This is a genomic window from Bradyrhizobium sp. (assembly GCF_030693485.1).
GTDB lineage: Bacteria > Pseudomonadota > Alphaproteobacteria > Rhizobiales > Xanthobacteraceae > Bradyrhizobium.
Genome location: NZ_JAUYAN010000228.1, coordinates 1 through 9,466, shown reverse-complemented (window position 1 = coordinate 9,466; position 9,466 = coordinate 1). Strand labels below are relative to the sequence as shown.

The following is a 9,466-nucleotide window of genomic DNA, read 5'->3' as shown; positions in this document are numbered from 1 at the left end:
AAGCGTAATCCGCCATTATCGATAGCGTGAATGATGCCCAACTACCGTCGCGCATTCGTACCCGGAGGTTGCTGGTTCTTCACGGTCAATCTTCTTGAGCGTCGGAAAACCCTGCTCGTCGATCACGTGGACGCTCTCCGCGTTGCCTTCGAGGACACGCGCAAGCGGTACCCGTTTGTCATTGATGCCGTCGTTGTCCTGCCGGATCATATCCATGCAGTATGGACCCTGCCGCCTGGCGATGCCGACTTTTCCGTGCGCTGGCGATTGATCAAGTCGCGATTCGCGCGAGCGCTGCCGAGGGGAGAACGCCTGAGCGAAGCGCGCAGGGCTCGTGGCGAGGACCGATGGCGGCGGATTACGCTTCGCTAATCCGCCCTACGGACTGCCGCCTCCGATAAGTGCGCAGTGCTCGCTTCTTGTCGGTGTCGCTCACGGTGATGCTTCCGAATACATCAGGAAGTGTATCGGGATTTTCGTTCAGTCGCGAGTTGAGTATCGCGCAGCCGCAAGCTGCGTCCCAAAACAAAATGGAGGCCGTGAGGCCTCCATTTCCATTCACATCTGCAATTCGCAGCCTTACCCCAGCCGTCCCGCCGCATGGGCGAGCAGGGTGTAGACCAGCCCGGTCTCCGAGGTGAGGTGGCTGCGCAGCATCGCCGGGCCGCGTTCGTCGCGCGCGACCTCGTCGAGCAAGCGCTCGAACTCGGTGATGTAGCGGTCCACCGTCTGCTTGAAGCCGCGGTCGGCGCGATATTTGCGGGCGACCTCGTCGAAGGCCTTCTGGCCGGCCGGCGTGTAGAGCCGCTTGGTGAAGGCCTTGCTCTCGCCGCGCTGATAGCGATCCCACATTTCGGCGGCGAGATTGCGGTCCATCAGGCGGCCGATGTCGAGCGACAGCGACGCCAGCGGATTGTCGCTCGCGGCCGCCGGCTGCGGCGCGCGGGGGCGCGGAGCCTGCTGGCCGGTGCCGGCGGCATCGGTGCGGTTCAACAGGTCGGACAGCCAGCCGTCGCGGCCCTGGTCGGAACTGGCGGGGCTGACCGGCGGCGCTTCGGTGCGGCGCGGGGCGGGCCCACCGAGGTCCGGCGGCGGCAGGGTCGATGCGGCGCTGCCGCCCATGCGCTGGGCGGGGCGCGACTGGCCGCCGGCGGCGACCAGCATCGGCTCTTCCTCGCGCTGCACGCTGGCGCGGCCGGTGGCGACCACGTCGAGGCCGCGGCCGTGATGGGCGACGATCCGGTTCAACTCGGCCAGGGCCTCGATCTGGTCGACGATCACCTTGCGCATCTGCGCGGTGCTTTCGGCGGCCTCCTGCGGCATTTCCAGCACGCCACGGCGCAGTTCGTTGCGGGTGGCTTCGAGTTCGTGGTGCATTTCCGACGCCATCTGCTTCATGCTCGCCACCATGTGGGCGAACTTGTCCGCGGACTGCTTGAACATCGCGTCGGCTTCCTGCGTGCCCTGCTGATAGAGCTCGCTCATGGTTGCCGCCGTCAGCCTGCGCTCTTCCTCGGCCGTGGCCCTGACGGCCTCGAACTGATGAGTGATGGCGGCCGAACCCGCGCCGGCGGTTTCCGCAACCACGCGGGCGATATCGCGGGCGCGCTCTTCGGCGGCCGCCAGCGATTCATCCAGCAGGCTGGTGAAGCGCGACAGCCGCTGATCGAGATCGGCGGTGCGCAGGTCGATGGTGGTGACCAGCGATTCGAGCGCCGATTTGCGCTCGGCGACGGAGACGGAGGTGCTGCGGTTGCTCTGCTCGACCACCGCCGCGGCCTCGACCAGCGCCTGGCCGTGGTGCTCGAACTGGCTCGACAGCGAACCGAGGTCTTCCAGCGCCTTCGAGGTCTTGGCGTTGAAGACGCTGAGCTGGTCTTCCAGCGTTTGCGTCGCGACGCCGTTGCGCGAGGTGACGTCGTTCATGGCGGACACGAAGTCGGCCACGCGGGTCACCAGGGCGCGCTCCAGCGAGTTGAGGTTGTCATGCGCGCCGGTCAGCACTTCCTGCAGCAGGATGTTGCCTTCACGCAGCCGCTCGAACAGGGCGACGGTGTCGGTGCGCAGGATCTTGCTGGTCTCCTGCATTTCGGTGACGGCCGCGATCGATACCTGACGCGACTGGTCGATCGCCGCGCGCGAGGACTGCTCGAGCTCCTTCAGCGACTTGGCGACGGCGCCGGTGGCGAGTTCGCCGGCGGACGTGATGGTCCGCGCGACGTCGGAGCCGTTGGTCATCATCGTCTGCGAGAACGCCTGGCCCCTCGTCTCGATCGCCTTCAGGGCGTCGGAGGTGACGCGGTCGATGTCGGTCTGGAGCTGGTTGGTCTTCGCGCCGATCGCCTCGACCAGCGTTCCGCGCTTGCCGTCGATCATCTGCGACAGCCGGTCGGTCTGCTGCTGCACATAGGTGACGATTTCGTCGGTCTTGCCGGTCATGGTGGAGCCGAACGAGCCGCTGGCGGCGAGCACGGTGCGCTCGACTTCGGCCGAGGTCGACTTGACCTTGGCGGAGACTTCATTCGACGCGGCCACCAGTGCGCTCTGCGCGTTGAGCGCGCTGGTCTGGATATTGTCGGTGGTGTTGGCGGTGACCGTGCCGAGCGAACGCTCGATGTCGGTTGCGATCGCCTTGATCTGGCTGGCTGCGTCGGCGGAGGTCGCCGTCAGCGAGCTTTGCGCCTCGCGTGCGCTGGCCAGGATCGAAGCGGCGGTGTCGGCGCCGACCGCCGTCAATGTGCGTTCCACATCGATCGCGAGCGACTTGACGTGGTTGGCGGCATCCGACGATGCGGCGACCAGCGCGGTCTGCGCCTCGCGCGCGCCCGCCGTGAGCGCTTCGGAAGTGGAAGAGCCGGCGAGCGACAGCGAACGCTGGATATCCGCTGCCAGCGACTTGACCTGGCTGGCCGCATCCGCGGACGCATTGACCAGCGTGTTCTGGGCTTCGCGCGCCCCCGAGGTGATCGCCTCGGCGGTCGAGGCGCCGGCCATGGTCAGCGTCTCGGCGGTGGAGGCGCCGGCCATCGACAGCGAACGCTGGACGTCGGCCGCCAGCGATTTGACCTGGCTGGCCGCATCGGCGGACGCATTGATCAGCGTGGTCTGGGCTTCGCGCGCGCCGGCGGTGACGGCCTCGGCGGTGGAGGTGCCGGCGATCGACAGCGAACGCTCGACATCGGCGGCCAGCGACCTGACCTGGTTGGTGGCGTCCATCGAAGCGGTGACCAGCGTGCTCTGTGCTTCGCGCGCGCCGGCGGTGATGGCTTCGGCCGTGGACGTTCCGACCATCGAGAGCGTGCGCTCGACGTCGGCGGCCAGCGACTTGACCTGGCTTGCCGCATCCGCGGAAGCGGTGACCAGCGTGCTCTGTGCTTCGCGCGCGCTGGCAGTGATGGCTTCGGCGGTGGACGTTCCGGCCATCGAAAGCGAACGCTCGACGTCGGCTGCGAGCGACTTGACCTGGCTTGCCGCATCCGCGGAAGCGGTGACGAGCGTGGTCTGCGCCTCGCGGGCGCCGGCGACGATCGAACTTGCGGTGGCCGTGCCCGCGGCGGAGAGCGTGCGCTCCACGTCGGCGGACAGCGACTTGATCTGGCTGGCGGCCTCGGTGGAAGCCGACACCAGGGTGGACTGCGCATCGCGGGCGCTGATCAGGATCGAGTTTGCCGCGCCGGTGCCGACAGCGGTGAGGGCGCGCTCGACTTCTCCCGAGGTCAGCTTGAGCTGCGCGCCGACGTCGCTCGATACGGTCAGCAGCGATTGCTGCGCGGCGCGGGCGCCGGTCTGAATGGTCTCGCTGGTGTTGACCACGAGGTTGGTCAGCGAGCGTTCCGCGTCCTCGACGTGGGACCTGATCCCGGACGACAATTCCTCGGCGCGGGCCATCAGGCCCTCGCTGGCCTGCCGGCCGCTGCTCTCGATGCGGCCTGCCACGGCCTCGATGCGCGAACCCAGCAGGTCCTCGAACTGGGCGACGCGCATATCGATGTCGGAGGCAACCGCGCCGACGCGGGTTTCGATGCCCTGATGGATCTCCTGGAAGCGCGCGGTGATGGTGTCGGTCAGGTGCGCACTGCGGCCATCGATGGTCTGCGTCGCAGTGGTGATGCGCTGTTCGACGGCGTCGACCGCCTGGGCCGCGCCCGTCGTCAGCGATGTCGTGAGATAGGTCAGGCGCGTGTCGATCGAATGGATCGCCTGCGCGGTGCCGTCGGTCAGCGACGTGGTGAGGTGGGTCAGGCGCGAGTCGAGCATGTTGACCGCCTGCGAGGCGCCGTCGGTCAGCGACGAGGCCAGCGTGCCGAGGCGGTTGTCGATGGTCTCCGTGACCGACTTCGCGCGGGTGTCGAAATTCTGTTCGAGCGATTTGAGGCGGCCGTCGATCGATTCGTCGAACATCCTGATCCTGCCTTCGATCGAGGTGTCGAAGGATGCGATCTTGCTGTCGAGCGAGGTGTCGAGATGGGCGACGCGGCTGCCCAGCGTGGTCTCGAACCGCACCAGACGCTGGTCCAGCGAAGCGGTGATCTCGCCGCCGTTGCTGCTCAGACGGGTATCGAAGGTGTCGACATAGGTCTTCAGGGTGTCCGAGATGTCCTGGGTGCGCTGACCCATGCGGTCGACGATTTCGCCGCCGAAGGTTTTGACGGTGCGGTCGAATTCCGAGATGTGGCGGGTGATCAGTGCGCCCAGCGTGCCCGAGTCGCGCGCGAATTTCTCCGCCAGTTCTCCGCCCTGGTTGCGCACCAGTTCGTCGAACGCGCTCATCTGCAGGGAGAGGGTGTCGTGCGCGGTTTCGGTCTGGCTGACGACCTTGGCCACCAGCGAGTTCACGGTGACGTCGAGCGCGTCGCTGGCCTTGTCGCCGGAGGTGAGGATCTGCGACGCCAGCCGGTTGCCGGCCTCGTCGATCTTGTTGACGAGATCGCCGCTGCGCAGTTCGAGCTCCAGCAGCAGGGAGTCGCTGGAATTCTTCAGCGAGTCGTGAACCTGCTCGGTGCGGTCGGAAATGCCGTCGACGATGGTGGAGGATCGCTGCTCGAATTCGCTGGTGATGCGGTCGATCCGCTCGTTCAGCATCTCGTGGACGCGGTCGGCGAGATCGACGAATTCGTCGTGCACGTGGCCGGTCTTGAAATTGAGGCTGGTGGTGAGGCGCTCGGAGGCGTCGAGCACGGCGCGCGTGGTTTCGGCGCTGGCTTCCTCGAGACGGTCGAGCAGGTCGCCGCCGCGCTCGCCGAGCGCGAGGATCATGTTGTCGCCGGCATGGCTGAGCGCGCCGGTGATGTGCGCGCCGCGTTCTTCCAGCGCGCCGGTGATGCTCTTGGCGACTTCATCGACGCGGGATGCGATCGCATCCGAAATCAGCGCGATATCGTGGCGCAGGTCGATCTGCACGCCGGAGATGGCGCTGCGAACCTGCTCGGCCTGTCCGACCAGGTTGTCGCGCTGGTGGGCGATATCCTGCAGCAGCGCGCGGATGCGCACTTCGTTGTCGCTGTAGGCGCGCTCCAGCGCCGAGACTTCGTTGGCGACGAGGGTTTCGAGTTCGCCGGCGCGCGCGATCGCGCGCTCGACGCCGTCGCCCATCGCGGCGACTTCGCGGCGGATCGCCTGGCCGACGGTGACCATGGAGTCGGAGGCAGCACCTTCGGGCTCCGAAAAGCGGATCGCGACCTGCGCCATCGACTGCGCGATCATGCGCAATTCCTGGCCGCGCCAGGCAAGGCTTGCCAGGAAATAGAACAGCAGCACCGGTGCAAAGAACAGGGCCGCGAGGCCCGCCAGCACCAGCGTACCGCCGGGACCCTGGCCGATCGACGCCTGCAGCGCGGGCAGGAAGCTGAAGGTCAAAAGGGCGCAGCCGATGATCCAGACGCCGGCAAACAGCGTGGCGAGGGTATAGACGTTGCGGGCGGGGCGGCCCTTCTGGATCGCCTGCAGAATCTGGCCGATGGTTTCGCGGTCGTCATTGGCGGCACGGCGGGCCGAGCGCGGCTCCTCGATGGGCTCGAAGATCTGGCGGTCGGTACTCCTGGTGTCGAAATTGTCATCGTAGGACGGCGCCGAATGCGCATTGGACGCCGCATCGCTGCGGACCGAACCGCGCGTGTTGTCGGCCGGGGGCGCGTCACTGATGTTGAGGGCTTCCTGAATGGCAGAAAGCGCGACTTCGGTGGGGTCTTTGACCTTTTTGGGATTGTTCGCCATGTTCAGTCTGAGCCCTCGTTTTACTTTTTACGCGTCCGATCGAGGCTTGCTGGAAACCCGCTCGCAAGCCCGAAACCGGTGTCGTTTCCCGTGCGGAGCCAAGGCGCGCCCACTGCTCGCCTTCTCCGCCACCATCCGGAAACATCCTATTGGCTGAGCCGCGCGAATGAAATGGCCGCGATTAATACAATCTTAATCATCGTTAACAGCAGGGGCGCGTAACGCCTTACGGGTGCACAAAATTCCCGGACCGGGCGGTCGATTGGGGCGACTGTTCGCCGAAAACAAGGCGAACTTGCGGCAATTGCGCCAAACGTTCCATTAACCAATTTCGTGTTTGGCTGGCGGGAATGTCGCTGCCCGGGTCCGATTTCGCCGGGAGATTTGGGCTCTCGCCATGCCGCTTCATCTGGAACAGGTTGACTGGATGCCATCGCCGCCGCTTGCTCCCGATGACGGTCCGATCGATCTCGAACATCTCCGGCGCATGACACTCGGCGATGCCGGCCTCGAACGCGAGGTGCTGGCGATGTTCGCGGCCCAGACCGTCAGCCTGATCGGCACGCTCGCCACCTTGCCCCCGGAAGCCGGCGCGCTGGCGCATACGCTGAAGGGCTCGGCGCGCGCGATCGGCGCCTTCGCCGTTGCCGACGCCGCGCAACGGCTGGAAGCCGCCCTTCAGAAGAACAGCGATCCCTTGCCGTCGCTTGCCGGACTGAAGGATGCCGTGAACGAGGCGCGCGCCGCCATCGATGCGATCCTGCGCCGATCCTGATACTGCCGCCGTCCGAAGGCGCTGCGCCAACCGCGCGGCAGGTTTTCGCCCCGGCCGCTGGCGCAGAGCGGATCGACCCGTTATAGGACTGCCCGGACCTCTCTTCATCCCGGCAGTAACGAGCAATCATGGCCAAGATTCACTTTGTCGACCATAACGGCGAAACCCGCATCATTGACGTCGAAAACGGCGCGACCGTGATGGAAGCGGCGATCCGCAACGCCATCCCGGGCATCGAGGCCGAGTGCGGCGGGGCCTGCGCCTGCGCGACCTGCCATATCTATGTCGATGAAGCCTGGCGCGAGAAGGTCGGCGCGCCGACCCCGATGGAAGAGGACATGCTGGATTTCGGTTTCGACGTGCGGCCGAATTCGCGGCTGTCGTGCCAGATCAAGGTCAGCGACGAACTCGACGGCCTGATCGTGTCGACCCCGGAGCGGCAGGCCTGAACCTTCATTAGTTATCTGCCCTGGCCGGCAAGTTCATCGCCGGTCGCATACAACGCGCAGTCCGGCGCGTGTTTCGCGCATTCGGCCAGCGCCGCTTCCTCGGCCCGGGCTGGCGTTCGCAACCCCGCGCGGAAGGCGTAGTGGCCGCTCGGCGACACCGCGAAGGCCTTGTGCGGGCCGCTGGCGAGGTAGGCGGCAAAACCGGCGCGTCCTCTTTCCCCCAACTGGCGTGGCGGCGGCAGCGCCGCAGCGGCCGGCGCGGCGATCAGGTCGCGGGTGCCGAGATTCATCTCGCGCAGGAATCCATCGACCATCGGCGTCCAGATCGAGGCTCCGCCCGCGGAGAACAGCGAATGGCCGTCGCGGCCGAAGGCGGGCGCCTCGATCAACCGGGCGCGTCCGCCGGCGGCGGTGAAGCCGGCATGCATCCGGCGCGCCAGCTGCGGTCCGAAGAACTTGTCGTTGCCGGCATAGACCCACAGCGTCGGAATCCGCGATGTCTTGCCCAGGGTTGCGAAGGCGCGAACCAGCGCGTCCTCGTCGCACACATCATCGTCGCCGCGCGAGCCGCGGCCGCCGGCGAAATTGATCACGGCGGCGAGGCCCGGTGGCGGATCGGCCGACAGCGCGATGCTGGCAAACCCGCCGGCGGAAATACCGGCTGCGATCATCCCTTGCGTGGTGACATCGGCGCGACGGCCCAGCGCATCGACGGCGGCGCGCAGGTCGGCGGCCGAAGCGCTCGCCGAGGCGAGATAGTTGCGGCGATCGCAGGGGCCGTTGCTCTCGGCATAGCGGCCATCGGAATCGCCGTAGCCGCGGCGCATCACCACGACGGCGGCAAAGCCGCGGCGGGCGAATTCCGTGGCCTGCGCGTAGAGGCCGTTGGGCGTTATGCCTTCCCGCGCCGAGGTATCGCGCGGCGCGCCGTGGCTGAGCAGCGCCAGCGGATAGCGCTTCGTGCCGGAAGGCCGGATCATCATGGCTTCCAGCCCGCGGGGGCCGGCCGCCGCCATCGCGATCCGCAGATCCTCGCGGTGGAAGCCATCCGCCGCCGCGGCGGGCGCCGCCGCGAGCATTGCCATGATGGCCGCCAGCGCGATGCGCATCGTTATTTTCCGTCGAAGCCGCGGTGCAGCCAGGGCTGGAAACTCCGCATGATATCGTCCGTCAGCGGCGTCGGCTTGCGCGTGATTTCGTCCAGCAACACCGATACCGATCGCGCCGAGGCGACGCAGACGCCTGCGGAAAACACCACCTGATCGAACGTCACGGAGGTGCGGCCGAATTTCACCACGCCGAGCCCCATCTCGATGGTGCCCGGCCAGCGCAGTTCGGCGCGGAAATGCATGTCGAGCCGGACCATGATCCAGGTGACGCCTGATGGCATCAGCCCGTAGCTGCGGTCCTTCATCAGCGTGACGCGGCCGGTTTCGAAATAGGTCGCATACACTGCGTTGTTGACGTGCTGGTTGGGATCGAGGTCGGCGAACCGCACATTGTCCGTGAGCCGGTACGGAAAATCCTCCAGGCGAGGCGTGGAATCGAGGCGGGCAGGTGCGTTCACGGCGGCCATCTCCTGACATTCCGTGCCGTTACAGCCCAGTTATGCAGTCCCGGCAAGGGGTTGCCGGGCAGGCCAGAAGTCCATTTATGGCTTTCCTCTGCTCCCGGCGTTGGCTAGACAGGCGCAGCCCAAAGGCACCCCCGGCCGGCCGGCGACGGTTCAACTGAAAAGAAGCTGACATGAGCGAAGCGATCAAAACCGATGTGCTGATTATTGGCGCGGGTCCCTGTGGACTGTTTGCCGTGTTCGAACTGGGCCTGCTCGACATGAAGACGCATCTCGTCGACATCCTCGACAAGATCGGCGGCCAGTGCGCCGAGCTCTATCCGGAAAAGCCGATCTACGACATTCCAGGCATTCCCTTCGTCACCGGCCAGGGCCTGACCGACGCGCTGATGGAGCAGATCAAGCCGTTCAACCCGACCTTCCATCTCAACGAGATGGTGGAGACGATCGAGAAGA

The 9,466-nt window shown here is 66.4% G+C and carries 7 protein-coding genes; 4 read left to right on the top strand and 3 right to left on the bottom strand.

Annotated features, from left to right (window positions below):
• The first annotated feature begins 30 nt into the window (after positions 1–30).
• Positions 31–372, top strand: coding sequence for a transposase (locus tag Q8N40_RS16835; protein ID WP_305319075.1), 342 nt, complete (start codon positions 31–33; stop codon positions 370–372).
• Positions 373–579: 207 nt separating this feature from the next.
• On the opposite strand, the gene Q8N40_RS16830 is transcribed toward Q8N40_RS16835, so the two are convergent.
• Positions 580–6,213 (bottom strand): hypothetical protein, encoded by a 5,634-nt coding sequence (locus Q8N40_RS16830; protein WP_305712607.1) that lies wholly within the window; start codon positions 6,211–6,213, stop codon positions 580–582.
• A gap of 427 nt (positions 6,214–6,640) precedes the next feature.
• On the opposite strand from Q8N40_RS16830, the gene Q8N40_RS16825 reads away from it, so the two are divergent.
• Both Q8N40_RS16825 and Q8N40_RS16820 read left to right on the top strand, forming a co-directional pair.
• Entirely contained in the window at positions 6,641–6,988 is a 348-nt protein-coding gene (locus Q8N40_RS16825) for an Hpt domain-containing protein (RefSeq protein WP_305712606.1), read from the top strand.
• A 128-nt stretch (positions 6,989–7,116) separates the two neighbouring features.
• Positions 7,117–7,437 (top strand): 2Fe-2S iron-sulfur cluster-binding protein, encoded by a 321-nt coding sequence (locus Q8N40_RS16820; RefSeq protein ID WP_305321375.1) that lies wholly within the window; start codon positions 7,117–7,119, stop codon positions 7,435–7,437.
• A gap of 11 nt (positions 7,438–7,448) precedes the next feature.
• Here Q8N40_RS16820 and Q8N40_RS16815 read toward each other — a convergent pair whose 3' ends face one another.
• Together Q8N40_RS16815 and Q8N40_RS16810 are read right to left on the bottom strand one after the other, a co-directional pair.
• A complete protein-coding gene (locus Q8N40_RS16815) occupies positions 7,449–8,546 on the bottom strand; it encodes a S9 family peptidase (protein WP_305712605.1) in 1,098 nt (365 codons plus the stop codon).
• 2 nt (positions 8,547–8,548) lie between these two features.
• Complete coding sequence (locus Q8N40_RS16810) at positions 8,549–9,004, bottom strand: thioesterase family protein (RefSeq protein WP_305712604.1); 456 nt, start codon at positions 9,002–9,004, stop codon at positions 8,549–8,551.
• 179 nt (positions 9,005–9,183) lie between these two features.
• Here Q8N40_RS16810 and Q8N40_RS16805 point away from each other — a divergent pair.
• On the top strand, positions 9,184–9,466 hold a 283-nt coding region (locus tag Q8N40_RS16805; protein ID WP_305712603.1), incomplete at its 3' end, for an NAD(P)/FAD-dependent oxidoreductase.